Origin of the sequence: Hymenobacter pini (assembly GCF_020421205.1) — a bacterium.
GTDB lineage: Bacteria > Bacteroidota > Bacteroidia > Cytophagales > Hymenobacteraceae > Hymenobacter > Hymenobacter pini.
In genome coordinates, this window is sequence record NZ_JAIZZH010000002.1 from 48834 (window position 1) to 73473 (window position 24640).

General features: G+C 61.0%; 30 protein-coding genes and 1 tRNA gene. 3 read left to right on the top strand and 28 right to left on the bottom strand.

Annotated features, from left to right (window positions below):
• Positions 1 to 34 precede the first annotated feature (34 nt).
• Positions 35 to 107: transfer RNA gene (locus LF252_RS06500), tRNA-Thr, on the top strand.
• 103 nt (positions 108 to 210) lie between these two features.
• Here LF252_RS06500 and LF252_RS06505 read toward each other — a convergent pair.
• Positions 211 to 480 carry a hypothetical protein gene (locus LF252_RS06505; RefSeq protein WP_226268765.1) on the bottom strand — a complete coding sequence of 90 codons (270 nt, stop codon included), beginning with the start codon at positions 478 to 480 and terminating at the stop codon, positions 211 to 213.
• A 127-nt stretch (positions 481 to 607) separates the two neighbouring features.
• On the opposite strand from LF252_RS06505, the gene LF252_RS06510 reads away from it, so the two are divergent.
• Positions 608 to 1495, top strand: a complete 888-nt coding sequence (locus tag LF252_RS06510) for a hypothetical protein (protein WP_226268766.1) — start codon at positions 608 to 610, stop codon at positions 1493 to 1495.
• A gap of 95 nt (positions 1496 to 1590) precedes the next feature.
• Here LF252_RS06510 and LF252_RS06515 read toward each other — a convergent pair whose 3' ends face one another.
• From LF252_RS06515 to LF252_RS06605, 19 genes are all read right to left on the bottom strand, one after another.
• A complete protein-coding gene (locus LF252_RS06515) occupies positions 1591 to 2001 on the bottom strand; it encodes a hypothetical protein (protein WP_226268767.1) in 411 nt (136 codons plus the stop codon).
• Positions 2001 to 2573 carry a hypothetical protein gene (locus tag LF252_RS06520; RefSeq protein WP_226268768.1) on the bottom strand — a complete coding sequence of 191 codons (573 nt, stop codon included), beginning with the start codon at positions 2571 to 2573 and terminating at the stop codon, positions 2001 to 2003. Before LF252_RS06520 ends, LF252_RS06515 begins: the two co-directional genes overlap by 1 nt.
• The gene (locus tag LF252_RS06525; RefSeq protein WP_226268769.1) at positions 2573 to 3016 is read right to left on the bottom strand and encodes a hypothetical protein; all 444 of its coding nucleotides are present in this window, start codon (positions 3014 to 3016) and stop codon (positions 2573 to 2575) included. Before LF252_RS06525 ends, LF252_RS06520 begins: the two co-directional genes overlap by 1 nt.
• 11 nt (positions 3017 to 3027) lie before the next feature.
• Complete coding sequence (locus tag LF252_RS06530; protein WP_226268770.1) at positions 3028 to 3384, bottom strand: hypothetical protein; 357 nt, start codon at positions 3382 to 3384, stop codon at positions 3028 to 3030.
• 39 nt (positions 3385 to 3423) lie between these two features.
• Positions 3424 to 3945: a DUF6712 family protein gene (locus LF252_RS06535; RefSeq protein ID WP_226268771.1), complete on the bottom strand. Its 522-nt coding sequence runs from the start codon at positions 3943 to 3945 to the stop codon at positions 3424 to 3426.
• Positions 3920 to 5212: a hypothetical protein gene (locus tag LF252_RS06540; protein ID WP_226268772.1), complete on the bottom strand. Its 1293-nt coding sequence runs from the start codon at positions 5210 to 5212 to the stop codon at positions 3920 to 3922. Before LF252_RS06540 ends, LF252_RS06535 begins: the two co-directional genes overlap by 26 nt.
• 88 nt (positions 5213 to 5300) lie before the next feature.
• Positions 5301 to 5921 (bottom strand): hypothetical protein, encoded by a 621-nt coding sequence (locus LF252_RS06545; RefSeq protein ID WP_226268773.1) that lies wholly within the window; start codon positions 5919 to 5921, stop codon positions 5301 to 5303.
• A 6-nt stretch (positions 5922 to 5927) separates the two neighbouring features.
• Complete coding sequence (locus LF252_RS06550) at positions 5928 to 6494, bottom strand: hypothetical protein (protein ID WP_226268774.1); 567 nt, start codon at positions 6492 to 6494, stop codon at positions 5928 to 5930.
• A 78-nt stretch (positions 6495 to 6572) separates the two neighbouring features.
• Complete coding sequence (locus tag LF252_RS06555) at positions 6573 to 7679, bottom strand: hypothetical protein (protein WP_226268775.1); 1107 nt, start codon at positions 7677 to 7679, stop codon at positions 6573 to 6575.
• A 45-nt stretch (positions 7680 to 7724) separates the two neighbouring features.
• On the bottom strand, positions 7725 to 8927 hold the full coding sequence (locus LF252_RS06560) for a Clp protease ClpP (protein ID WP_226268776.1): 1203 nt from the start codon (positions 8925 to 8927) through the stop codon (positions 7725 to 7727).
• 85 nt (positions 8928 to 9012) lie between these two features.
• Complete coding sequence (locus tag LF252_RS06565; RefSeq protein ID WP_226268777.1) at positions 9013 to 9261, bottom strand: 3'-5' exonuclease; 249 nt, start codon at positions 9259 to 9261, stop codon at positions 9013 to 9015.
• A gap of 10 nt (positions 9262 to 9271) precedes the next feature.
• On the bottom strand, positions 9272 to 12355 hold the full coding sequence (locus tag LF252_RS06570) for a coiled-coil domain-containing protein (RefSeq protein ID WP_226268778.1): 3084 nt from the start codon (positions 12353 to 12355) through the stop codon (positions 9272 to 9274).
• Between the two features lies 1 nt (position 12356).
• Positions 12357 to 14375 (bottom strand): hypothetical protein, encoded by a 2019-nt coding sequence (locus LF252_RS06575; RefSeq protein ID WP_226268779.1) that lies wholly within the window; start codon positions 14373 to 14375, stop codon positions 12357 to 12359.
• Positions 14375 to 14797 carry a hypothetical protein gene (locus LF252_RS06580; protein WP_226268780.1) on the bottom strand — a complete coding sequence of 141 codons (423 nt, stop codon included), beginning with the start codon at positions 14795 to 14797 and terminating at the stop codon, positions 14375 to 14377. Before LF252_RS06580 ends, LF252_RS06575 begins: the two co-directional genes overlap by 1 nt.
• A 156-nt stretch (positions 14798 to 14953) precedes the next feature.
• The gene (locus tag LF252_RS06585) at positions 14954 to 15388 is read right to left on the bottom strand and encodes a hypothetical protein (protein ID WP_226268781.1); all 435 of its coding nucleotides are present in this window, start codon (positions 15386 to 15388) and stop codon (positions 14954 to 14956) included.
• A 179-nt stretch (positions 15389 to 15567) separates the two neighbouring features.
• A complete protein-coding gene (locus LF252_RS06590) occupies positions 15568 to 17991 on the bottom strand; it encodes a fibronectin type III domain-containing protein (protein WP_226268782.1) in 2424 nt (807 codons plus the stop codon).
• A 3-nt stretch (positions 17992 to 17994) separates the two neighbouring features.
• Complete coding sequence (locus tag LF252_RS06595; protein WP_226268783.1) at positions 17995 to 19389, bottom strand: hypothetical protein; 1395 nt, start codon at positions 19387 to 19389, stop codon at positions 17995 to 17997.
• Positions 19389 to 19865 (bottom strand): hypothetical protein, encoded by a 477-nt coding sequence (locus tag LF252_RS06600; protein WP_226268784.1) that lies wholly within the window; start codon positions 19863 to 19865, stop codon positions 19389 to 19391. Before LF252_RS06600 ends, LF252_RS06595 begins: the two co-directional genes overlap by 1 nt.
• Positions 19866 to 19868: 3 nt before the next feature.
• Positions 19869 to 20309, bottom strand: a complete 441-nt coding sequence (locus LF252_RS06605) for a hypothetical protein (protein ID WP_226268785.1) — start codon at positions 20307 to 20309, stop codon at positions 19869 to 19871.
• Positions 20310 to 20329: 20 nt separating this feature from the next.
• Between LF252_RS06605 and LF252_RS06610 the strand changes: the two genes are divergently transcribed.
• The gene (locus LF252_RS06610; protein ID WP_226268786.1) at positions 20330 to 20497 is read left to right on the top strand and encodes a hypothetical protein; all 168 of its coding nucleotides are present in this window, start codon (positions 20330 to 20332) and stop codon (positions 20495 to 20497) included.
• Between the two features lie 5 nt (positions 20498 to 20502).
• Here the strand turns inward: LF252_RS06610 and LF252_RS06615 are convergent, their stop codons facing one another.
• The 8 genes from LF252_RS06615 to LF252_RS06650 form a co-directional block, all read right to left on the bottom strand.
• Complete coding sequence (locus LF252_RS06615; protein ID WP_226268787.1) at positions 20503 to 20652, bottom strand: hypothetical protein; 150 nt, start codon at positions 20650 to 20652, stop codon at positions 20503 to 20505.
• Complete coding sequence (locus LF252_RS06620; RefSeq protein WP_226268788.1) at positions 20598 to 21284, bottom strand: hypothetical protein; 687 nt, start codon at positions 21282 to 21284, stop codon at positions 20598 to 20600. Before LF252_RS06620 ends, LF252_RS06615 begins: the two co-directional genes overlap by 55 nt.
• A gap of 3 nt (positions 21285 to 21287) precedes the next feature.
• Positions 21288 to 22493, bottom strand: coding sequence for a PBSX family phage terminase large subunit (locus LF252_RS06625; protein ID WP_226268789.1), 1206 nt, complete (start codon positions 22491 to 22493; stop codon positions 21288 to 21290).
• The gene (locus LF252_RS06630; protein ID WP_226268790.1) at positions 22490 to 22786 is read right to left on the bottom strand and encodes a hypothetical protein; all 297 of its coding nucleotides are present in this window, start codon (positions 22784 to 22786) and stop codon (positions 22490 to 22492) included. The genes LF252_RS06625 and LF252_RS06630 overlap by 4 nt, the downstream gene beginning before the upstream one ends.
• Before the next feature lie 117 nt (positions 22787 to 22903).
• Positions 22904 to 23239 (bottom strand): hypothetical protein, encoded by a 336-nt coding sequence (locus LF252_RS06635; RefSeq protein WP_226268791.1) that lies wholly within the window; start codon positions 23237 to 23239, stop codon positions 22904 to 22906.
• A 58-nt stretch (positions 23240 to 23297) separates the two neighbouring features.
• A complete protein-coding gene (locus LF252_RS06640) occupies positions 23298 to 23600 on the bottom strand; it encodes a hypothetical protein (protein ID WP_226268792.1) in 303 nt (100 codons plus the stop codon).
• Positions 23601 to 24236 (bottom strand): hypothetical protein, encoded by a 636-nt coding sequence (locus tag LF252_RS06645; protein ID WP_226268793.1) that lies wholly within the window; start codon positions 24234 to 24236, stop codon positions 23601 to 23603.
• A 12-nt stretch (positions 24237 to 24248) separates the two neighbouring features.
• The gene (locus LF252_RS06650; protein WP_226268794.1) at positions 24249 to 24638 is read right to left on the bottom strand and encodes a hypothetical protein; all 390 of its coding nucleotides are present in this window, start codon (positions 24636 to 24638) and stop codon (positions 24249 to 24251) included.
• Between the last annotated feature and the right edge of the window lie 2 nt (positions 24639 to 24640).

Genomic DNA, 24640 nt, shown 5'->3' on the forward strand with positions numbered 1-24640 from the left:
TCGTTTTCCGCATCTACTTTTGTGCCACCTGAATGCCTCCATAGCTCAGCTGGTAGAGCAACTGACTTGTAATCAGTAGGTCGTTGGTTCGATTCCGACTGGGGGCTCACAGTACTTAGAAGCCGTTGTAACTCAATGAGTTGCAACGGCTTTTTTCTGTCTGTGCCTTTTTCTGTGCCCTTTTGACGCAGTTTGAGTGCACTGAGTCTGCTATTCTCTCTCCTGCAACAGCTTTTGAATGTCAATGCGGTCAGCATACACCTGCAGCTGCGTTACGCTGCGAAAAGTACGGCAGTCGTGCAGCACGTTCATCTCGGCATCGTAGTAGAGCTCGGCAAAGAAGTCGCCCATGTGGTAGAGGTTGATGTAGTCGCCCTCTTCCCCCAGGGGGTTGCAAAGGAAAGTGCCCTCGAATACCACAATGCCGATTTGGGTCTGGACTGGTAGCTGGTTAAAGCTGTAGAAGCTGGGAATGGGCATAAGTCCAAGAAACGAAAAAGTCCCGACTGCTGCCGGGGCTTTTTGTTTTGAAATAGTTGCTATTTCTTTAAAATACATAATTCATGTAATTAGCGGGCTCATCCCAAACTCATTTTTTGAAGTATCTATGAAGCGTACAGTTTACCAGTTAGCTACCTTATTACTGCTGGTTGCAGTAACCAGTTGCGAACAAGCAGTGTTGGATAGCCCATCACCTGTAGCACAACGCCAGACGGCAGATTTTACTTCTGAAACGAATATCCCAGTAGTTGAGCCGATGCGAGAAATTGCTGTTGGATACACCAGCAGTGTTAACTCTGAGGGAGGAGGCATTGTGACTGGATTAGGTCAAACGATGGTGCCGGGAGGATATAAAATCTGGCGTCGCATTCCACCAGCAAATTTGGTTCAAGGCACTTGGGTTGCTATTGATGGTCCGAACGGTGGTGGAGCTGTCAAGATTGCAGGGACAACAGGAGATGGCCTATATGCTGTAACCAATACAAATGAGTTATGGCGTTATGCTGGCGGCAATTGGTCTAAGCTGCCATTTAATGCTGTTGATGTAGCAACGTCTGTTACAAGTAGCGCAGTGTACTTCCTAAGCACTGAGTCCCTGCATGGTGGGTACCGTGTTTATCGACTGATTTCAAATACTAGCGCCGAAGAAGTAGTCTATGGTGGCGCAGCAACAAGCATTGGCGTAGACCAATTTGGGCGTCCCTGGATAACTACCAGCATAAACGAAGTGTATTTGGGCCCATTGCCACAAACTCCTCGGGCTGACCGGAGCTGGGCGCTACAGTCCGGGTTAGGCAAAGACATTACCTGCACAGGAACTTATGCCGCCTTGATAGGGCTGGACAATCAGATTTACTATCGACCCACTAACGGCACGTCGAGCGACTGGGAGTTCCAAGGCGGGCTCAATGTGTCACAGGTGACGGCCAGTGTTAGTGACAATGCGGTGTGGTATGTAACAGCTTCTGGACAGGTATATTTAGCTTCCAAATAGTTTCACAAACTAATAGCGACGACACTATGTAATAACTATTGGAAAAGCCCCGGCACTGGTCGGGGCTTTTTTTAATGATAGAAAAACATGATAGCCTAACCCGGCCGCGCCCAGCTGGGCCACCAGCTCCACGCGCTGGCTTTGCCTCGCAGCAGCCAGCCCCCTACCACCCCTCCGCAGATGAGGAGGGCATACGCCCACCAAGGAGTACCACCCTTTTCGCTTTCATTGCTGGCTGAGCTACCAGCACCCGAAGCTGCCGAGCCGTTGCGCTGGCCGGCCTTGGTGTTGTCTGTGGCCTGCTGCTGGTTGCCAGCACCAGCCTGCACCGGCGCCTCGGGCTTCTTTGCCTCGACGGCTGTAGCCCCGGCACCCGTCGCCACCGGCCCCGGCTCCTGCGCGGCCGTAGTCGTGGCCATGTGGCCGGTACCGGTCTGGTTGATGGTGGTTTCAATAGTTTTACAGGCGGCAAGGCTCAGCACACCGAGCAATAGGATGTAGCGCATCAGTAGCTCCAGTTAGCCCCCGCGTAAATCTGGTATGCGGGGTAGTTCACGTTATACACGCCGGCACCATCCCGACCACCGCCCCGGCCGGTGTTACCGGCATTTACCAGGTAAGTGCGCGGGGCCCGGCCAGCGCGCACTGGTCGGCCTAGCGCTATCACCTTGCCGACGTGGCCCACTCTGCCGAGGTTGGCGTAGTAAAACGTCACGATGTGGCCCGGCCGGATGCTGTCGAGGGAGCCACGCAAGCCGCGGATATAAAACGTGCGCGGACTAGCAGCCTGGCTCCAGTTGCGCGCCGCCGCCGGCCACTGGGGCGAGGGCAGCCCGCAGCGCTGTTGCTGCACGAACATTTCACACCCACACCACGGGTCGCGGGGCTTTGCACCGGCGGCTTTCTGCGCGGCCAGCACCTCGGGGCCATCATTGTTGCCGGTAGCCTCCCGAACGTGCAGCCGGTCGGTGGCTGCCTGCAGCTGGCACGTCACCGCCCCGGACTTGGCGCGGTGGGCTACCTGGGCAGCGGCCGCGTGGCTGAGCAGTAGAGCTAGCCCAAGAACAGCGGCCCGCATTACGATACCAGGCAAGCGGCCAGCACGCACACGGCGAAGTAGCCGAGCAGCGAGAGCCAGACCGTGTTGAACGTGCGTACTTGTACGTCTCCATCCAGCGCCCCAAAGGCGGGGCGGTAGCCCACGCGGGCCCAGTCTGGCAGCACCGGGGCCACGAAGCGCAGCATTAGCCACACTACGGCCAGGCCGGTGAAGAAAATAGCCAAGGCGAAAACGAGTTTGCCCGTCACCAAGCCAAACGGCGGCACGGCCGCGTTGGCGGCGGCGGCCACCTGCGCGCCGTCGGCATTGAGCCGACCGGCCTCCACGGCGGCGGCCAGCGCGGCACGCTCGGCCTGCTGATGGGTGGTGTACTGGTAATAGGCGGCGCAGAGCACCAGGGCCACGAGGGCGGGGAACCAGCGGCGGAAGATGCCGCGCAGGGTGATGAGAGCTTTCAGCATATGAAAAGAAATTATTTGTGAGAAGCCATGAATTGGTCGTGGATAGCTACCCGCTGCTCGACCGAGCGCAGGCGCACATCCAGGTTGTTGTGGGTAGCCGCTGCGTTAGCCTTCTCCTTTTCCAGTTCCGTCACCCGCTGGGCCAGCGCCTCGTTACGGGCGTTCATCACCTGCACGGCCGTGAGCACCTCACTCAGGCTTTTGGAGTAGGTGTCCATTTTCGTGGCGGCGTTGCTCATGATGAAGGTCATGAGCGCCTGCACGAACAGCAGCAGCACCCCAATCACCCCCACCAGAATCCAGTTGCGGGTGATCAAACTTTCCCGGGCAGCCACTTTTTCGGCCACTGCTTCCGTGCGAGTCGTCATTCTATACCGGAGATGAAATGCGTGAGAATTGGAACTGGCTTAGCGGGGCAGCGGGCGAATGCGCTGCACCACCGTGGTAGGCGTGCGGCTGGCTGTAGCCCCGCCGGCGCAGTGATCGGCCGTGGGGTAGAAAGGCTGGTAGTCGGCGGCATTGGCAATCAGCCAGCTGCGCAGCTCTATCTCGTGGCTCAAAGCCTCACCGTCGAATACGGCCGCCTGGGTAGCTAGCGTGCGCGCGTCAATGGGCTCCGAGTACTGGCTGGTTTTGCGCACCACCGAAGCCCCCGTAACCGAAGTCTGTGAGAACGGCCAGTAGGCGGCCAGCGTAGCGTTGGCCAGCGCCGGCACCAGCCGGGCCCGCAGTTCGGCCCATACCTGCGGAAGCGGCCCGGCCTGCGTGAGCCGTAGCAGCTCGGCATACAGCTCAGGCCCCAGGATGGGCTTCAGCCGGCGCTGGGCCCGGCGAATGTGGGCGTCGATGCGCGCCTCGCGGAAAGTTGCGGGAAGATCGGCGTAGGGCAGACAGTCGGCAGCGCTAAGCAGCAGCGGTTCCAGTTCCATTATCGGGCGTAGTAGGTACCGACACCCCAGCCAAGGCGGCAGCCTGCTGGAGAGTCAGATTTTGAATGGAGAAATCCTGCAATGCCTTAAAAGGCTGGCTGCCGTCGCGGTTCTGGAAGTCGCGAAACACGGCCTCAAAGCCGCGCTCCAGGCTGCGCTGGGCAGAATTCACTACCAAAGCCTGCACGTAGGCCACCGCGTCCTGCAGTTCCTGCCAGCTGCCCAGCTTGCCGGCAATCTCCCGGCCCAGCAGCACGCCCGGCATCTGCATGGCTTCGCGGATGTTCTGTTTGATCGCATCCTCGTCGGTCTGGTAGCGCTTGCTGGCGTCGGGAGCCGTGATGGTGTCAATACCCGGCTTATTCTCGGATCGGTCGGCATACTGCACCAGTACCTTCCCTCCTTCCGGCCCCACAAAACCACCATACTTGATGGCGTTGGCATCCAGGACTTCCTGGGTAGGCTGGTTCGTGCCGTACTCCGTAATCATCACCTTGGCTGAATACCCTTCCATGATGTCGGAGGCTCGGCTGCGCTTCAGAGCGGGCTCAGAATACACGTCGTCAAGCACGGCATCAATCAGCGGGCGCGGGTGCAGGTAAGCCCCGGTACGTTGCTGAAACCAGTAGTAGATTTCCCCCGGGTAGCCGGCCAGCCCCACGGTTTCACCCTTCTCATTCTTCCATTCTAGAGCCCGCTTCAGCCGTTCTTCGGGCTTTTCACTGCCCCGAAACACCGGCACTTTCTGCAGGCCCGAGCGGCTGGCATAGGTCGCCCCACGGCGGGCTACGGCGGCCGGGTTGCGCACCAGCCCGCACCAGCGGGTAATGCCGTCGCCTTCCGGATGGAACGGCCGCACCTGCTCCACGGGCTGGTGCAGCACCTCGCAGGGCAGACCGTTGGCGTTGATGTTCACCCGCACGGCCCAGCCTTCCAGATAGCCGAGGTTATTGGTCACCGGCTGCAGCAGCGCGTCAAGGGTGCCGCCGTTGCGGTTGATGACGGCCCGGTAAAAGGTGGTATCGGTGAACCCGTTGCCCTCAATAAACTGGGCCTTGCGCTCAGCACACACCGAGGCGGTACCGCTGGCGGCTATGGCCTGCAGCAGGCGCTGGGGGTACTGGTTGTCGTCGCCCCACTTCGGATAGTCGGTGGGCGTGCTCAGCGTGATAATGTCGGGCCGCAGGGCCTGGGCGCGAATCACCTGGCGCTGGGCCTGGGCCATCGGGGGCAGAGCAGGTGCAGAGGAAACGGCGGCAGTGGACACGGGTAGCAGAAAGCAGGGAGAGAAGAAGAAAAGGCCCGCCCCGAAGCGCGGTGCGGGCCTTTTACAGGTAGGCAGTGAGCGAACTGGCTTAGGCTTTCGCTCGGAAGTCCAGCAGCGAATTGATCAAGTCCTCTTTTTTGGCGAAGTTTTTCGGGTCGCTCTCGGGTACCTCCTGCACATACAGCTTGTCCAGTTCAACCCGAGTAATGGCGTCGAGCTGCTTGAACTGCTCCGCGCGCAACTCTTCGGCCGTGGGCTCGGGCTGCGTACCAGCATCCACAAACGCTTGGCCTTCCTCTTCGGAAATACCGAAGTGGGCAGCAGCGGCTGGGTCGGCTTTGAGGATGGTGCGCACCCGCTCATCCGTCAGGTTGGCGTTGTTGTACACCGTGGGCGAGTTGTGCGGGCGGTAGGTCTGCTTATCATCCGCAAAGCGGTAGGTCAGGGCCTGTTTCATGGCGGTCTGGGGTAAAATGGAAGTAGTTGGGGAGGTGTCGGACTGGGTGCGTAGGTAGCGCAGGATGGCCTGAAAAGCATCAGAGACGCACTTACGGCAGGTGATGCGTACCGCTTCGGCGGAGGGGTACAGTCCCGCGTGCACGGCTCCGATTTCGGCGGCTGAGGCGCGGTTGAGGCCCAGCAGTTTCACCTGCTGAGCCCGCTGCCCCCACGCATCCATTTCACCCTTCCCGAGCGTTTGGGTAGTCATGGCGGCTTACTGGTACAGCGCCTCGAACGCAGCTTTGGTGGCCGCGGCATCATAAAGCCCGCCGGTATCCAGCACCATGAAGTAGTCAGCCAAGCCGATTTCCTTCTCTGAGGCCAGCGTAGCGGGAATACCACCTCCCAGGTCCGCATCTTCGCTGTCTGTTTTCATGGTGGAAGGCCGCAAACCGGCATTTAGGCCCAGCACCTTGTAGTAGCCGTTGTTGTCGGGCGTGATGGATACCACGCCTTCCGGTTCGGCGGCCAAATCTTCCATCGTTTCCGCCTGCTCAGGCCCCGGGTCGAAGGCTACCAGGTCAAACTCGTGCTTGTAGCTGGGCTTGTATTTGCCCGGAACCAGTTCCGCGCGGGCGGCATTGCTGCTACCCAGGCCCTGAAACAGGAATCCTTTCTTACCAGAGGCCAGCGTGATGGTCACGGCCTTTTTGATGGTGGCGTGGCGTGCTACCCCCACAATATCTTCTTTGCGAATCAGCACGGCCTTGGGCTTCATGCCCGAAGTACCGGTTTCGCAGGGAGGGGTAGCTCCCCCTTTTAGTTGACGGCAAGCTGCCATAGTAGTCTACGAGGTTGCAGGTGAGAGAATGGCCCCGGCCGGTTGCAGCCAGCCGGGGCGCTTTCACAGCGGATAAGCTTAGTAGGCAGCCAGCATCAAGTCCGAGGTCATCACCTTCACGTCCATCTTGAACATGGCACGCAGGTGCGTTTCTCGGGTCGGACGGTCATAGAAGGCATCTACTTCCGTGGCGGCGTCATAGCTGTCGAAGCCTGCGCGCAGGTTGCCGCGCGTGGTCAGGATGGCCCGGTGGGGCAAATCAATTTTGCCGTTCAGCTTGAAATCCGATTTCAGCAGCTTGTCTAGGTCCTTGATCTTGATGATCGGAATGTCGCGGAAGGTGGGCGCTACGAGGCGGCCTTCCTGCAAATCCCAGCTCACCTGCACCTTGTCGTTCGACTCGCGGTAATCCTGCCAGTTTTTGGCAATAGAGCTGGTTACCAGGAACACCTTGTCGTCGGCATCTTCCAAGTCACCTTCCGCGGCGTTGTCCAACGCTTTGAAGATTTTGTAGGACTCGCCGGCGGGCAGTTCCTGGTCGGCCGTCTGGTTGGCCGCAATTTCATACGCCCGGTTGTCGGCACCGGCGGCAAACACCTGCGTGAAGGCACCATCAACGGCGTTGTAGTTCTTCACGTCATCGGCCCCCTTCGTGAGCTGAGCAGCCGTAATGGCTTTGTTGCCGAGCAGGGCGAAACGGTAGATGTCGCGCTTGATGGCGCTGATGAACATGTCCTGCACGAACTCGTTCCAGTAGTCGACCGTCTGCTCCGTGCCGGCATCACCGGGTACCAGGTTACCGGTTTTGATGCGAATAATAGCGTTCTGCAGGTCGTCGCGCTTGTAGCCCACGTCCAAACCCCAGGCCATGAAGGTGCGGTCCAGGTCGGTAGCGCATTCCTTGATCCAGGCCAGCATGGGCTGCGGGTCCCAGGTCAGCTTGTCGAACGGGATACGGGGCGTGCTGGGCTGGGCGCCGCAACCCGGGTCGAGGTGAGTTACCTTCTCGAAACGACCCACGAAGGGCACGTCCATTTTGGCTTTGATACCGTCCTCAATCACCATGATGGCGTTGAGTTCAGGATCTTCCTGAATGAACTTGAGAATGAAGGCGCGGAACTCTTCCGGGCCGTAGAAGGGGGCGTTACCCGTCACCCAGGCGTAATCCAGAATCTTGTCAGCCATGGCTGTAGTCAGAGAAAATAGTGATGGAGAAAGAAGAGAGCTGGATTACAGCTTGCGGTTTTGCTTTTGCTTTTCAGCCCGGCGGTCAGCCGCGGATTGGCCCGTTTTGATGGTGGTCTTGCCTTGCTGGCTTTGCGTGGGCACATCATCCGCTTCCACCACGGCAGCACTGCCCGTGGCAGCGGCAATGGTATTCATGCGCTGATTGGTAGCTGCCTGCTTTTTGCTGATGGCCGTTACCTGGGCTTGCAGCCCCGTTACCACGGAGGTAAGGCCCTGAATGGCAACCAGAATCTGGCCGTTTACACCATCAGCATCCGAAGCCGTAGCGGGCGCACCCTCTTCCGAGGCGGTAGCGGCGAAGGCAGAAATGGCCCCGTCCGTTACCGTGATGGTGTTGCCGTCCGTCACGTCGTAAGCTCCATCGGCAGCGGCCTCCGTCATGGCCTCATCGGTGTACACGTTGTCACCCACTTCGTAGGTATCCCGGTCGCCGGTGTCGATGGTTAGCGTGGTGGGCGAGTCGCCGGTAGTGGTCACGGCTAGGGACGTCACGGGGGCTTTGCCTAGGTTGCTGATGCTGGCTACCAAGTTCTTGGCCTGAGCGAGAAGAGTGGACATAATAGAGGGGGCCGGCGCGGCCGGCTGCGGTTCAGAAGTAGCGGGAGTAGCGCCCACCGTGACGGCGGCGGTTTTGGGCAGGGTGGCCAGCGCGGTGATGGGCTGCACAACGGCCGTGGCAAAGCCCAACGACAGGCATTCTTCGGCCGTCAGCTCGGTTTCGCGGCGCATCACCTCCATGATGGCCGTGGCGTCCACGCCGGCGCGCTCCACATACAGGTCAATCAGGCTCTGCTGGCAGCGGGCCATAGCCGTGGCGTACTCCTGAATGGTTTCTGCCGTACCGAGCACCCCGCCACTGGGCAGGTGAATCATGAACTCGGTATGCGGGTGAATCAGGCGCTCGGAGCCGGCCAGGAAAATGGCGGTGGCAATGCTGCTGCACTGGCCGATGGCTTCGGTTTTGATGGTCACGCCCGGGCCCAGGCTACGCAGGAAGTCGTAAATACCCATACCCTTATCCACCCGGCCGCCGGGGGAGTTGATGGTCACGTGCACCGTGTCGAAGGGCTTTTGCCAATCGAGCTGGGCAATGACATCTTCCAGCAGCGTAAACGGCCAAGCGTCGCCGGCTTCTTTCGAATCACCGACAATGGGGCCCGTAATTAAAACCTTCGCTTCAGCCATGCTACGAAGGTGCTAGGACGCTGCCCGGAAGACTGGATTTTTACCGCACCGTTCTGCGTCAAGCGGTTATGTGCGCGGCGGTTTTCTACGCCGCCCGCTTCTCCATGCTGGCCACGGCCCGGTATACCGTGTCGGTGCTCACGCACATTTCCCCGGCCACCTGCCGCACGGCCCCGGCGTTATCCTGGGCATAGCGTACCGAGGCCCGCAGGGTTTGCCAGCGCAAGTACAGGTCGCGCTGGCTGTAGGCGCGGATAGTCAGTACCCCAGCCTGGTAGAGGGCGGTCAGTTGGCCGCCCTCTTCTAGTTTATTCAGAATGTCGATAACGCGCATTATCTGGCAATTAGAGGTTGCCCCGCGCTTCGTTGCGGGCTTGTTTGTCCTGTTTTTCGCGCAGCTCACTGAGCACCACAGTTTGGCGAGGCAGAGCTTTGTTGGCCGCGTAGAATACTGGCCCAACCTCCTGCGCCACTGCGCGGGCCAGCTGTTGGTAGTCAATCTCGCTACCGCCTGAGCGGCCGGCCATAGCGGCCATGTAGCTGGCATCATAGCGCACCACCCCGCCCTCGGCGTAGCGGGCCATGGTAGCCGTCGGCATCGGGTCCCGGTAGCCAAAAGACTTGCCGCCCCCGGCTTGGTTCATCCAACTGAGCATGGGGCCGAATAACTGCACGGCCTGGGCTGTCATCACGGCTTCGCCGTTGCTCAGGTAAGCAGGAATTAAATCGTCCTTCGGACCTCCCGGTCCCAGCACCAGTCCCCCGTCAGCAAAGGCCAGCACCTGCGCGGTGGCAAACGCCGCCTTGGCAATGGCAATACCAGAGAGAATAGCAGACTGTGAAACGCCCGCAACGCCGGCTGTTACCGCGTTTGCAGGGTTGGCCGCTGCGGCGGCGGCAATGGCTGACAGTTCCTTCTGCAGGTTCAGGGCAATTTCTGTCACAGCCAGCACCTTTTTCACTGCTAAAGCGGCTTGCCCAGCCGCGGATTCCTCCCCAAACAGGTTGATGATAGTGTCCGTGCCCTGCTGTGTAGCAGCCACCACGGCAAACCGAATCTGTATTTCCTGCTCAGCAATCTGCTGCTTCCGGTTCTTTTCGTTATCGGCTGTCTGTACCCGTTGCTGGCTTTGGTTCTCTTCCTCCGCTATGGTACTACGACCGTAGTCCTGCAGTGTAACAATGCGTGCAGCTTGGCCCGACCGCTCAATCGCCGCCAACGCTGCTTCGTGCTGCGCCTTAGTAATTTCATTGTTCGCGTACTGTTGATTGGTCAGAGTGCGCTGCTGGGCTAAATAGGCTTCCAGCCCAGCCAGCGCGTTTTGATACTCCAGTTCCGCCTGCTTTTGGGCAGCCTCGGCCCGTAGTTTATCAGCCTGCGCGGCCTGCTGCTCCTTGCTCTGACGCGTATCAATAGCGGCCAGCCCGGCCTGCAGGTCAGCCTGAATAGCTTGGGCTTTCAGCAAAAACTCCTCCTGGCTACCCTCTCGGGCGCGGGCCAGCTGGGCGGCAATGGCTATTTGTTGCGACTCAGCAGCCTGCTGACGTAGCCGCTGCAGGTGCTCCCGGTTCAGGGTTTCCAGGTCGCTACGGTATTTCACCTCGATAGCCTGCTTGGCTTTGGCCGTCAGATCGGCTTCGTTCAGCGAGAGGGCCCGCTGTTTTTCCAGCTTGGCTTTTTCCAGCGCCAACTGCCGGTCGGAGTTTTCCGTGACGCGGGCCAACTCGGCATCGATGCGGGCCAAGTCGTAGTTCAGACTGTCGGCCACGAGCTTGCGGCGTTGCTCCTCGGCTTCCTTCTGCAAGCTCACGCGGTTGGTAATGAGTTCGTTCTGTTTGCCATTGCTGTCCTCAATGACATCGTAGTACTCGTTTTCGGCTTCACCCAATGCCCGTCGCTGTTCAAGCGTGGCCTTTGCCTCACCACCACGCATCTCTATTTCCTGCCTGATGATATCCAAGTTGCGTTTAGCCAAGTCAGCTAAAATATTTTGCCGCTGCATTTCCAGTTTATAAGCCTCCTCATTGGCCTGGGTGCGGCGGGCAATGGAGTTGGTTTCATCATCCCGAATATTTTTAGCGGCCTCCACCTGAGCCAACAGTCGCTTATTGGTGCTGATGTTGCGGGCTTGGTCGATTTCCAACTGCTGGCGGGCTTTGCTCAACTCCAATGACAACCGGGTTTCCCGCTGGATTTCGTCACCCACGCCCCGGAAGCTGGCCTTCGCCGTTTCAGCGGCCCCGGCAAAGTCGCCCTTGAACACCTGTACAATGGCTTTGCCGAAGGTGCCAATGCGGTCCGTAAGCACATCCACCACGGCCCCGAGCTGGGCAAACACCTGCTCGACGATACGCCCACCCTCGGCCGTCTGGGTGAAGTAGGTAACCAGGCTACCCAGCACCACCAGAAACACGCCGATGCCAGTAGCGGCCAGCGCCACCTTCAGAATCTTGGCGGCCCCGGTGCTGGCACCCATGGCCAGGCGTGCGAGGTTCTGGAGCTGGATGTACTTCTCCTGAAAGCCGTTAAGTTTTTGCACGGTGCCACCCAACACCTCACTTTCCCCAGCCGCCTCTACCAGCGCCCCGGCAAATGATTTCGTTTTCGGGGCGGCCTCCTCGATGCTCTTATTAGCGGCCCCAATCTGAAAACCGATTTTGCGCAGCGCCTCGGCCGAGCCCTCACCGGATTCTATCAGCCGGGCCTGCTCGGCTTCCAAGTCCACGAGCTGCTCCACGGCCGGCTGAATGGCCTTCGTGTAGTTCTCAATGGTTTTGGTGGCCTCCTCGTAGGTCTGCCCGGCCTGGGCCGCGGCTTTCTGCGCGGCTATCTGAAAGCCGATCTGCCGTTTTTGGTTCTGAGCCAGCTCCTCGGAGCCCGCGGCCAAGTTTTTTTCCTCGGCCCGGAGCTTAACCATCTCCTTGACCAACTGCTGCAGGCTGCCCGAGTAGTTGCCCACGTTGCGGCGGTTGTCGCCCACGGCCGATTCCAACCCTTTCAGCTCATCACTGATGGCGCGGGTGCGGGCCTGCAGGGCTTTGCCGGCCTCGGTGTTGTCGCGCTCCTCCCTGCTCAGGGCGTTGTAGCTGGCCGTGGTGAGGGCCAGATCCGCCCGGAGCTGGTTGATAGAGCCCTCGGCATCCCCCGAAGCGCGACCCAGATTTTCCAGTTGCTTACTGGCCTGCTGTTGCTCCCGGGTCTGGGTGCGCAGCTGCTCACTGAGCTGCTGGGCCTGGGTGGCGTAGTCGGCCTGGGTAACGGTACCGGCCTTGTACTCGGCGGCCAGTTTCTTCTGGGCGGCCCGGGTGGCGTCAATGTCGGTAGTGAGGCCGCGCTGCTGGGCACGCACTTTGTCGGCCTCCGCCTTAAGTTGCTCCGCGTTGAGGCGTACCTCAAACAGTACCTTTTCGGTTTGATCGTTGGCCATGCTAGTAGGTCAGGCGAAGTAGGTCCACGCGGGTTGAAGGCTGGCCCTCTTCCCACTGGTCGATTTTGTTGCAGTAGAAGTAGCTGCCCTCAGTTTCCAGCCACACCGGCTGCAACTGGTCGAAGTCCGTTACCTCCGCCACCGAGAGCCGCACCGAGGGCCGTAGCAGCAGCGGGCGGGCGTACACGGCGCGCAGATGCCCGTACCAAGCGGGCAGCAGGTCGGTGGTGAAGTTCAGCCCCAGGAAGGTGCTGATGCGCGGGCTGATGGCCGTGCCAGCGGCGGTGCTGTCGGTGAGTAGCACGCGGCGGGTTAGGGCGGATTGCACCACCAGGCGCGGGCCCGGGCTGGCTTTGTCATATTCGGGCTCTACCGACACGCTGCCCGTGCGCAGGGAAAACACGGGCAGCAGCGGCAGCCCATTGGTGCCGGTGGTAGTGGCTGCCCAGGGCAGCGTGAGCAGGTCCCGCTCCGACTCCAACGTGGTATTGGGGCACGGCAGAAAGCCATCCCCCAGACCCCGCGCAGCTTCAGGATTGGTATCATCCTCTTTCCAGCGAAACCAGTTGCGCTGGGCCGTATCCGGCAGATGAAAGTAGCGTGGGGCCTCCGCTTGGGCATCTGCTTTCCCCTGCCAGTTGGGGGCGCTGGGCAGAGCATCCTCCAGCGCAGGACCAGTGGGCGTGAAACGCACGAAGCGGGTGTACGGGTCGGTCTGCTGGGTAAGGCCAAACAAGCCGACAATGCCTTTTACAAAATCCTTTTGGGCTATATCGGGCAGCAGGTCCTGCACCCGCACCCGGCCGCCGGGCGGAAAGTCGGGCAGCACCTCTACAGTGAAGCTGTCCAGCGGCAGTGTGTTGCCATCTACGACATGAATCTGCCCATCAAACATGGAATAGCCCCACTTATGAGTGCCGTAAATGCCCTGCTTAGCTTTATTGAGCTTAATGCGTAGGGTTAGCTCGTCTCCCTTTTCCAAGAGCAGGCGCTGGCCCGAGCACGTCGCTGTTACCCAGGTGCTATCGGCGCCCTTCTTGCTTTCGACGACAGGGCCGCCGCCCACCTCGCCGCCATTCTTGTAGAGGAATAGCTGGGCCTGGGCAGAGCCGAAGGGGCTACTCAGTTCCACGGTGGTAGAGCCGCCCACATTCACATAGCAGGGCTCCAGCGCCTTCCAGCTATACGTTGCCGGATTCCACACCAGCGCGGCCGTGGGTGCTTGGTAGCCGTAGCGGGCATCGGTATAATCGAAGGGCACGGTGCGTACCACCTCGGGCCGGCCTTCGTAGGCGCGGCCATAGTCCGGGCGCTGGCCACTGATGCCAGCTACCAGCTTGCGGGCTTTTCGGAACTCCTCCCCGTAGCCGGGCGCTACGGCCGTGGGCAGTAGTAGCCGGTCCAATAACTCGGGCATCAGCCCGGACCACCGAAAGCCCGCCTCGGCAAATACCTGCTCCCACACGGCACGGGCGTACACGCTGGGCAGCATACCACTTTCGAACAGGTGTACGGTGCTGCCCTCAGCAGGCCCACCCTTGCCCCGGTCGTAGAGGTCGTAGCAGTACGATTGCCGCCACTGCGTATGCGCCGCACCAGCAACGGCGGAGGCCAGTACCCAGTCATGCTCCGTTACCGCTGGGAACGTCAGGTCGCGTAGCTTTTTGCCTTCCAGAGCGGCGTAGAAGGATTTATTACCGCCTATTACCTGGGCTTCGAAGCCGGTGCCGGTGGTGTGTTGTTCCACGATGGCCACGGCCCCGGGCAGTAGCTCCCGGCCGCCGACTTCCAGCGTGCAGGGCAGCTGCTGGTACGGCAGCTCAGTCAGGGCAGTACCGCGCTGGGCCTGCTCCAGGGCGGCCCGCACCTCGGGGCTGTCCGGCAGCATTACCGTGCTGCTGAAATCAGCCTGCACCGAAGCGGCTTGTAGGATATTATTGGCCTGCAGCGTCAGGGCTACGCGGCTATCTTCCGAGAGCGGCAGGCGCTGACCATCTGCTAAAACGAGGGAGCCAGCCATTAGATTCGCGTAAGAGCATTGGAAGCTGGCAGCTCAATTTCCACGTCCAGCTCGGTGCGGGTGGCCGAACTGGTACGGCCGGCTGCGGCTGGCACTACCAGCACGGGCGTCAGCTGGCCGGCGGCATTCTGCACATACACCTGAGGGGAATCCAGCAAGGAAGTCAGGGCTTCGTGCTGGGCGGGCGTCAGGTTGCCGGCCCTGAGCAGCCGGCGGCGGGTGCGGGTGCGCTGCAAGACCTGCACGGAACCAGACGCGGTGCGCAGAACGCTGTCCGCTTCAGGCTGGGTGGTATCGTCCGTGTCGCCGGTGAAGCCCCAGCCTTCCCAGTTGCCGAGGGGCGAGAGCCAGCGCAGGTACACGGTGCGGGCCGGGCAAGCGGGCGTGAGCTGGATTTCGTAGGGCTGCGTGAAAACTTGCATGTTGGCAAGGTGCCACCATGGGCTGGGGGCTGCAACGAGTCGCCCGCCAAAACGCCGCCGAGCTGGGGCAAAACGCCGGGCAGTTAGGGAACAGGCATAAAAATGCCCCGCCTGGTAGAGCGGGGCATTTTTGCATAACGAAGAGAGGTTGCCAGGTTATTTCACCTTTGCCGGTTTGCCCTTGCCGTTTTCCTTGTTCGTCAAGGTGAGCTTGACAGTGCCCGACGGCTCCGTTACAGCCACAGTATTGAATGAACGGGCTACTCCATCGGTAGTCGTCTCCTGCCAGGTCGAGTTATACACAACCCGTTTGCTCGGCCGGGAAGCGGCTGGCACGGTCCCTACCCATACGGACATAATATTACCGGAAGGCGTACCCAGCAGCTTCTCCTGCGTCATATTCAGGCAGGAAATACCCGGTATTCCTAGCAGCGCATTGGTGATACATTCAGTCCGTTCGTTTTTCTGTATATAGGCGCCATTGCCTTGTTGTACAGCACCGGAAATCGTGTTCTGTGCGTGTAGCGAAGTAGCGGTTGAGAGGCCAGCAAAAAATGCAACTGCCGTTATTTTCTGAACGAAGCTTTTCATGAGGGTGGAGTTAAGTATTAGATATGCCCAATCTTTTCCAATTACTGTGCCATCGTTGTCACGCCATATCGTTCGCGGCAGCCGTACGATAGAAATAAATAATAGTTGAGCTCCTATCATGCTACAACACCACGCTACACAAAAGCCCCGACGTACGTCGGGGCTTTTGTTTCTATTACCTACACCAGCCCGTGGCTCATGGGCTTGTGCATCCCGGACACGGGCTCGCCCGCTAGTTTTAAATGGAAGTAGGCTTTGCCGGTGACGTTGCCGAGCTGTCGCACGTAGGACCAACTGCCGCCGGCCAGCCGCTTTTTCAGGATAACCGCGCCCTGATCATCTACATCCAGTGTGAAATCGGAGCCGAACGGTACGTTATCAATGATAGGCGCATTGTTCGGTCCCTCGCCAACATTGATGCCCAGGATGCGCCGCAACATGTAGCCGCTATCGGTACCGGGGCGCGCTTCTACTCCCATCGGCACCTGGTACTCAGGTAGCTCATCCTGACTTTCGCTTACGCCCAGCACAAAGTAAATCGACTTCACGGAGTCCGGCACCGGGGCGGGCACGGTGGCTTTCACCCCGCCTACTGAGCCGAAGGGCACGCCGCGGGTCGTTTTGGCCGCTGGAGCATAGTTGCTGCCATTGGGACGGTTGGTCACCAGCGAGTCGTTGACAAACGACACATCATTGCGCAGAGAGTCGAACAGTTCCGCCGTGTAAGTCGGCCCGTCGCCAACAGGTGGCGGCGGGGGCGGTGGCGGGGTGTAGGAACCCGAAAAGACGGAATATTCCAACGCTCCCAGCCGAATCATGGAATCAGCAGTGTAGTGTAATCCGTCACTCAAAAAGGCGGGATTGGGCAAATCCACCAGCGTAGCCTCTGAGTGTGCTTCCACATACTGAGCTTGGGCAGCGGCTTGGTTCGGGGCCGCGTGCTGTTTTTTAGCAATTAGCTTGCGTACGCCAATGCCCGATATTTCACTCTGAAACCGATTGATCAGGGCCGTGTACTCCGTGAGGAAGTCGGGATTGTTCGCATCCCCTTCCCCCAGGCCGGAAATGAGTACAGCCACCCGCACGATGTAGCCCTGAGCTTCCAGCGCAGCTTTATAGGCATCCCATTCCTGCTTGAAGACGGGAAAGAGGTCCGACTGCCAGAAAGCGCACGTTGCAGAGTTGGTACTTTGCGGTGGGGTAACGTCCTTTTTGAAGATAAATAGCTGCTTGCCAATGTTGGCCGCATCATCTCGCCATGCTTTCACAAAAGCGGCATCCGGCCCAAAGCCCCGTTCGTAGCCGGGTACCAGTGCTGGCGTTAGCGGATTATCATTCACGCCCACCTGGTAGGTCTGTACTGCGTTGGCCGTTTTGTTCCAAATTTTTACCCGCGAATCGGCCGTTTTGTATTCCGCTGGCAAGCCGGAAGAGGGGCTGAGTCCGGAGCCGTTGGATTGATCGAGCCCGAAAACAACTATATCTGCATAGCCCGCTGAGCCAGCCCCGGCCGTAGGCGTAGCCGTTACCACCGCTCCCGCCGTGCTGGTACCCGCCGAGTTGGTAGCGAAGGCGCGGAACTGGTAGCTCACCCCATTAGTCAGGCCGGTGATTGGGTGGCTCAGGTTGGCGGTGGTGCCCGCCACCAGCCAGTTGCCGGACGTGCCCGGTCGGTACTCATAGCGGTAGCTCTGAATAGCGGCACCATTGCTGGCCGGCGCTTCCAGGTTTACCACCACCTGGCCGTTGCCGGCCGTAGTATCCAGTTGCGAAACGGGGGCCGGCGCGGTGGGCGTAACAGTGGCGGCCGTAACAGATACTTGGCGCACGGGGGAAATCTTCACCGCCCCGGCCGAGTCCGTTACGGTGGCAGTCAGTTCGTAATTGCCGGCTGTCTGGGGCGTCCAGGAGCCCGATGCAGCGCTGCCGATGCTCACGGGGGCCCCGGTAGCCGTGTTGGTGGCCTGGGTGGCGTACGTGTAGGGGCCAGTGCCACCATTAGCCCCAGCGGTATAAGTTACCGCTGTGCCTACGGTTACAGAAGCGGTTGAGGTGGTGAGGGTCGCCACCAATGGGTTGGGCGTGGGCGTAACCGTTGCCGTGCCCGAGCTGAACACCAGCCGCCACTGCCCTGAAATATGGGCGTACCGGTCGTAGCTGCTCGTGGACTTGGTATGAAACCACTGGTCACCCTCCTGATAGCCTATATTGTCGGTGCTGGTAGGCGCGTAGCCCTTGTCCACAATCACGTTGCCGTCGAGGCCATCCTGCCCGTCTACGTAGTCGCGGCCCTTAACTGGTGTGGTACCAGGCTGGCCCTTCTTGCTGAACTGGAATATCCAGTTACCGCCGGCCTTCACGTACTCGTAGCCGGTGGCTTTGTCGGTATACGTGTCGTTATCAGCACCCATCGCAGCTGAGGGCACACCTACGCCGTAGCGCACTGTACCGCCCCGCTGCACCTCTTCACTCATAATGTTCATCAACCGCACGAGCAGGGCCGATAAGCCCGGGCCGGAGAGGTTGGCCCCGCTTACCAGTGTGGCCTGCGTTTCATCGCGCAGCAGCTGCAGCGCTTGTAAATTCTGGGCTTGTGTTGCCATCGTTTATAGGAAATCGGGGTCTGAGAAATCGGGAATCTTGAAATCGTGGCCACCGGTGCCGGGGTCGGGCGGCACCACCACGCCGCCCTGGCACGTGCCAGCATAGCTGCGGTCCGTGTCGCAGAGGGTCAGCACCGCCCGGGCCGCGCAGGCCAGCAGGTCGCGCGGCAGGCTCAAGCGCGTGACGCCGGCGGGCAGGTAGTCCGGCAGCGGCACGGCACGGATTTCTACCTCCTGACCCAGCCCATCCAGGTAGCGCCACTCGGCAAACCAAGTGCTACCTGGGGCCCGCTCGGGCAGCCACACGGCTACATCCAGGGGCAGGCCCACCGCCTGCACCAACTGGCCACTGGGAAAAGCCGAGAGCGGGGCCGCTGTGGGCTGTCCGGCCAAATAGCGGCCCGTGGGAGTGTTCGGTGCTGGGGCCGAAAGCAGCGCATAGTGGCGGCCGGGGCCCTCCTGCCAGTTGCCCGCCGAATTGGCATCCACTTCCCGCCAGCGGTAAGCGAAAGGCAGCGTAGCGGCGCTATCGTACACGGCGGGCAGGCCTGGTGGATAGGTAATTTGGGGCAGCAGTTCAACGGCGAGGTCAGCCGCCACGTCTACCTGTTCCGCTTCGCGCCGCACGGTTTTGCGCAGGCGGGCAAAGGGAGCCAGCGCGCCCACCCGCAGCAATTCTACCTGCACGTGCAGGCCGGGCCGTGGCTGGCCCTCGGGTGTGAGCAGCGCCGTAACAGGCGTATCGAGCAGCGCCGGGCGCGGTAACCGTCCACCCACGGCGTAAAATGCCGGCGCGGGCTCTGGTGCGGGTGTAGGAGGCTGCACGGGTACCAGCTCCACCACAACCTGCTCGGTTACCTTGCAGCCGCGGCTATCCTCCACCGTGAGAGTGTGCGTCCCCTCAGGTACCAGGATAAACAGCAGTTGGCCGGCGGGCGTACCGGCCGGATAGTCACTGAGCGGGGTGCCATCGGCGGCTACTAACGTCGCTTTTACCCAAGCGGCCGTGGTGCTGGCCGTTACCTCTACCGAGGCGCGCGTAGTGCTGGGCATCACCTGCAGGCCGGATAGGGCCAGGTCGCAGGTACCGGGGGCTGGCTCAGCCGGGCCGGCTGCGCCGCAACTGATGGTATAGGTGCGGCTGGCCCGTTTGCCCGCGTAATCCGAAGCCTCAATCGTGTACTCACCATCCGCTACCGGGGAAAACCGGAACGTATTGCTGAAACCGGCACCCGTATCGGCCAGCACCACCCCATCTGGCCCGCTCACGGTGCAGGAAACCGAAGGGTCGCCATCCAGCGAGGAAGTGCTGCGTACGGTTACGCGCAGCTCAGCACCGTGCCCAAGACTCAGGCAGGTATGTTGTACGCCCAGCGTAATGGAGTCGAGTGCAGGCATTAGTAGGCAGTGGTTTGCGTTAGGTCAGGGAATAGATCGGAACCCAGGGAGCGGCGCACTTCAGCCGAAAGGGAGCCCTGGAGGCGCGCCCGGCTCTGCTGCAGCACCAGCCGTAGCGTGCCGGTGGGCTTACCGAAGCGCGGGTCCTCGCCCCGAAACAGGCGCGTACCCCGGCGCAGGATGCTGGTGGCCACAGCCCAGGGGCTGGCACTAGAGCCGCGGGCGGCCAGCCAGGCGGTGATGTCAGCTATCATCGCGCGGCCCGGCTTGGCTTGCGGGTCAGCGGCGGGGCCGCTACCGGTTTCCAGCGCCCCGATGTGGGCGGGGCCATAGAGGCGGGCCAGCTCAGGGGCGGATTCGGAGCGCAGGGCGGCAATGGTGCGGCCCGTGGCCCGCTGGCCTGAGCGCGTGATGCTCTCGCCCAGCTCGGCCTGGGTACGGTTGATTTCGGTGCTCAGTAGCTGGGCCAGGTTCATCACTTAGCAGAGGCTGGCCCGCTCCCGGGGCGTGAGGGTTACCTGTAGCACCACCCCGTCGAGGTTGCCGTCGAACTGGTTGTAGGCGCTGACGATGTTGCCGGCCGTTACCTTCTCCAGGTCGGGGTGCTGCTCCAGGGCAGTGAGCAAGGCGAAGGCGGCTGTCAGCAACTCATTCATGCGCGGCAGTCGCTGCTCAGCCGACTCAGCTAGGGCAGAGTAAGCCAGCACGCTGATAGTGGCCTGAAAGCTGGTAGAAGTGCGCGTCCCGTATTTGTTGCGGTTGGGGGTAACGAGCATCTTATCTTCTACCAGCACAATGGTTTCGGTGAGCGTGAGCCGGTCCAACTCAATGTTGGCCTCTTCCTTTTCACCGTGGGCAAAGTGGCAGCCGGGAATGGCAGCTTCAGCGCAGGCGCGTAGGGTTGGGATGGGGTACTGCATTGGGTTGCTATCTTGGAGGCATGCGCCGATTCTTCCTGTATGTATTCGCCGTGCTGGTGCTGTTCGCTGTGCTGGCGCAAGTCGGTTATTGGCTGCCGTTGAATCTGTTATTCACCTTCCTGCTCTGGACTTCTCCGATCTGGGCACTTGTCCTTGTGCTACTCCTCTTCAGGAAGCTGCTGCGGTAGGCGTATCATTTCTGCAGCCGCTCCTGCTGCTTGTGCACCTGGTAGCGGTAGTAGGCTTTGTGGTTTTCTAGCTCAATCATGGTGTTGACTTCGGGCCATTTCAGGCGGTAGAAGTAGTCCCACTTGCTTTTGTCGCCCCCGGCCAGCGCATCCACGACGGCCAGCGTGTCCCATTCCTGCGAGAACTGGCCGATGTTGGCGCTTCGCTCGGCGGCACTGAGAGGGATGCGCTTGAGTCGGGCGGCGTGGGCGCGGCGGATCCGGTCGAACTCGGCAAAAAAAAATCGGTGAGCGGCAGCGCGTCGCGCAGCTTGACGTCCCCGCAGAGCGCTTCCAGCACGGCTACCCGGTCCGAGTCGTAGGCGGTGCCGTCGTAGGCGGGTTGGAGGATGGTAGCCAGCACCCGCAGACGCAGGGCAGCCACATCCTGGCTCAGTTCCTGAATGGCCGCGCCGATATCGGCGGCCTGCCCGAAGGTCAGTTCCGAGAGGTCAGCCAACACAGGGACTTCTATGCTGCCGATGTGCAGCGCCGTAGGGCGCAGCCACGCTTCCCGGTCTGGCATCGGCTCGGAGAGGAACAGCACGGCCTGCAGAGCGCGGCCCAGATGCTTCGGGTTCAGCTGCAACAGCTCGGCCGGGGAGCAGTCGAGCAGCACAGCCAGGCAGTCCTGCACGCTGGCCTCGCCCAGGAGGGCCAGTTGGGCGGCCTGGGCCAGGGTGACGCTACCCCAGTCGGTGGGCAGGGCAGCCAGGTGCGTGGAGAGGGAAACGGCGAGTACGGGCATGGCTTAGCGGCGGCGGTAGGCGCCGAAGGATTGGTGAGTGGTGATGGGGGTACTGGTCTTGTGCTGTAGGGCGTAGGAATAAGTGCCGTAGCGGCCCGCGTCGATTGCGTCGTCGTTGACTTTCACCGGCTCATCCAGAATGACGCCGGTGCGCAGGGTTTTCCACTTATAGGCCCGCAGCTCCTTGATCAAGTCCACGCTGTCGGCCGTAACGAAGAGCGGCTTGCTCTTCACCTCGTCAATACCGGCCTTCACGGCTTTGTCGGCCTCGGTGATGGTAAATCCGGCCCGGCGGATGTCCTCAATAGTTTCGGGGCGGGCTGGGTCGGCGTAGATGACGTCGCGCTTATTGGGGATCTGTACTTTCAGAAGCTCAATCAGCTCGGGCGTCGTCAGATGCGACTGATACACCCGCTGCTGCCAATAGCGGGCCTCGGGCGTTTCCGTGACTTCGATCAGGGAGTTGGGGTGGTTATACCCGAAGTCCAGCCCATAGCGGCGCTGGCCGGCGTGGGCGGGCACCACGGCGCACTGCTGCCAGTGGGTGAAGATGGTGGTGCCGGCTACGCCTCGCTCGCCCAGGCCGTACACGCGCCAGTAATTGGGGTCGGCCTGCTCCAGCAGCTTGATTTCGTGCAGGATGGTAGCGGGCAGAAACGGGTTATCCCGGTAGGTGCTCTGAATGAACACGCAGTCCGGGCGGGGCAGTACCTCGTCGTATATCCAGTGGAATTCCTCGCTGGGGTTGTAGTCGATGAACAGCACCCGGCTGGTGCGGAAGATGAGCTGGCGCCAGTCGTCGAGGCGCAGCTCATTGGCTTCGTTGGCCAGCAGGTAGTCGCGCTTGCGCCCCCGGATTTTCTGCGCGTCGTCGATGCTGAAGTATTCGACCTGGCTGCCGTTGGGGAAGGTGTAGAGGTGGTCCTTCTTGTTGTGCGAGTCCAGCACCTGGTGCAGGCCCAGCGCATCCAGCTGCTCCTCGAAGTCACGCAGCACGGTGGCCGTCAGCGCTGGCAGGGTTTCGCGTACGATGCTGAAGAGAATGCCGGCTTCGGTTAGGCAGAGGTAGATGGCTAGTTGCACCAGGCTCACCGTTTTGCTGCTGCGGGTGCCGCCCTGGTTCACGACGATGCGCGTGCCCGGGGTCTGGACCGCGTCGAGGTTGCGCGTAAAGACGCTGGTGTGGCGAATGTCGAGGGTACTGCTCATGGCTGGCTCTCTCGTTTCACCTCCGTTAGCCGGATAGTCTGCACCTGAATCGGGCCGCCGTTCTCGCCCGTGTGCTCCTTCCGGCTGAGCTTGGGCCGTACGTACTCCTGCAGCTGCAGAAAGGCTTCTACCCGCTTGGCAGGGGTGAGCTTCTCGATATCCTCTAGCAGCGTTTCGTCCAGCTTGTGGAGCACGTCCTCGATCCGCTCCACGATTGCCGTGGTGAAGCGGTTTTTGGAGCCCTTTTTACGGCCCCCTTGACCGGGTTTGAAGGATGTGGCGTTTTTCGGCATTGCCTCAGAAGGCCCTAGTTTGGGGCACTCCTGCAAGCTGCTACCCTACTCCGGGGCCTGCAACTGGCTCAACCCCAAAACGCCGCGAAGGTGGGCCAAAACGCCGCGCAGCTTCGCCTACTGCTCGACGTGGCTGAGCATGCGCCGCAGCTGCACCGTGCTAACGCCTAGCTCCCGGGCGGTTTCGCGCCGGGCCTTGGCCTGGGTCCAGCTCGGGTGCGTGGCCAGTAGCTCCGCCACCCGGCGGCCGGCCCGCATGCAATCGCCAATCGGGTAGGCCTTGGGCTTGGGCGGCTCCGGGGGCATGGTGATGTAGTCCAGGATGCGGCGGCGCTCAGTGGGTGCCAAGGAAGCCAGGGCCTGCCGTAGCTGCTCAGCGTGCTGCTGCCAGGCGGGGCTGGTGGCTTGGGCCGTGATAGGGAGGAACGTAGCGGTGGTGTGGGCTAAGGACATCGGGGTAGCGGGTAACGGTGGATTAGCAAGGGCAGAGCACGGCGGGTGCTACTGACTTTTATCGTGCGGGCGAAGCTGATGAAGCCGTAACGATGCGTAGGGCTTCCTCTACCGTCTCCACGACGTGGTAGGGGGAGCCCCGCCACTGGGCTCGGAACTGCTCCTCTCCTGCCGTGAGCTGGCGCTTGCTCGGCGGCTGGCTGGGATCTTTCACTTCCAGGATGAACGTGCGCCCCCGGTAGCCGACGAGCAGGTCGAAGCAGTTCTTGAGCTGGTGCACGTGCAACACCGAAGCGCCGATGCCCCGGAGGGCACCGACGATGGCGGGCTGATTGGCATCAATGCGGGAGGCGGTGCGCATTTATTCCAACAGGAGCTTGATGTGCTGAAAGTCCGCGCGCTGTTCGACCAGCTCTTTCACCCGCATTAGGTCGGCAGCGTAGGACTGCATGAAGAACAGCTCCTCTACCGTTGAGAGTAAGGCCGTGTCTCCTACCCGCTCCACTTCGGCCGGCGTCATGGGCCGCACCTCGCCCGACTCGGTAACGGTCATCAGGATTTCCCCGTCCTGCACCTGCACCGTTGATTTTCGACGCTGCTCGGGCATGCGCTCTACGTAACGCAGCAGTTCCTCACTCAACGCCAGCGTACCGAACGGGCTGGCCGTGGTGAGCAGCAGGCGCATGTCCTCGTAGGCATCGTAAGGGGTGGAAGGCTTGGTCGGTTCGGGCCAGCCCTCATACCCCTCCTCGGCGTAGTAATCAGGGGCCGTGCCTAGCAGACCGTGCTGGCAGGCCTCCTGCAGTTGGGGTAGATAGAACAAGTGGTCTTCCACCTCTCCTACCCACACGGCGGCTTGGCCCACGTGCAGCAGGTGCTCGTTGTAGGTGAACCGGTCCAGCCCGACTCCCAGCGGGGCCAGCACACGGCGGACCAGGGAGTGGCTGAGGAACTGTAAATGCGACTTGATGGCCCGCAGGCCGGCTAATTTGCTCATGGGGTGGGTAGATTAAAAGGGAAGCGTGTCAGTGGCATCGGGCTGGGCGAAGGGCGCGTCGGGATACGGGTTGTCGAGCTCATAACTGGGGCACTGCAGGGGCATGCGCTCGGCCTCGCCGACGTACTGGAGCATGTTCTTGCGCTCGGCTACGTAGCTGTAGAGGTCTTTGCGCAGGGCGGCGCAGGTGAAGACCGTACGCTTGGCCGTGACGAGTTTGCCCTGCTCGTCGACGGCGGCTTCCTCGGTGGTGCGCACCAGGTGGGCGCAGCTGAAGCAGGCGTGGCGGTTGTCGGGGTTGTGCTTGCAAAATTGCTCGTGGCGCAGGGCAGCCTGCTTGGTGAAGCGCTTGGTCGTGCAATGGTCGCACTGGTAGACGGTGCGGTTCGATAGGACTTTCATGG